This window comes from Cyanobium sp. NIVA-CYA 375 (genome assembly GCF_056108345.1).
Genome location: NZ_JBSYHW010000309.1, coordinates 1 through 789 on the forward strand (window position 1 = coordinate 1; position 789 = coordinate 789).

The following is a 789-nucleotide window of genomic DNA, read 5'->3' on the forward strand; positions in this document are numbered from 1 at the left end:
CGCCAACGGGTCTAAAGGAGATTCGCACGTGACCTACCAGAACGAAATCAGCGGCCTGCGCACCACCATCACCGGCCAGGGTGCGCCCTGGAACGCGATCGATGCTGAGAGCGCGGCGCGGATGAAGCTGCAGAACCGCTTTCCGACCGGCCTCGACATTGCCCGCTATACCGCGAAGATCATGCGCGCGGACATGGCGGCCTATGATGCCGATCCGGCCAATTACACCCAGTCACTCGGTTGCTGGCACGGTTTCATCGCGCAGCAGAAGATGATCAGCATCAAGAAGCATTTCGGGTCCACCAAGCGGCGGTACCTGTACCTGTCGGGCTGGATGATCGCAGCGCTGCGCAGCGAGTTCGGCCCCCTGCCCGATCAGTCGATGCATGAGAAGACCTCGGTCCCTGCGCTGATCGAAGAGCTGTACACCTTCCTGCGCCAGGCCGATGCCCGCGAACTGGGCGGCCTGTTCCGCGACCTCGACGCCGCGCGCGAGCGTGGCGATGAGGTCGAAGCAAAGCGGATCGAGAAAGCGATCGACGAGCACGAGACCCACATCGTGCCGATCATTGCCGATATCGATGCCGGGTTCGGCAACCCCGAGGCAACGTACCTGCTGGCCAAGAAGATGATCGAAGCGGGTGCCTGCGCGATCCAGATCGAGAACCAGGGCTACGACGAGAAGCAGTGCGGCCATCAGGACGGCAAGGTCACGGTTCCGCACGAGGACTTCCTGCAGAAGATCCGCGCAGTCCGTTACGCATTCCTCGAGCTCGGAATCGAGGACGG

General features: G+C 62.5%; 1 protein-coding gene. It reads left to right on the forward strand.

Annotated elements, in window-relative coordinates; all coding sequences use genetic code 11:
* Positions 1–28 precede the first annotated feature (28 nt).
* Positions 29–789: isocitrate lyase (locus AC01FP_RS18270; RefSeq protein ID WP_474482259.1), on the forward strand; the 761-nt coding region annotated here is incomplete at its 3' end.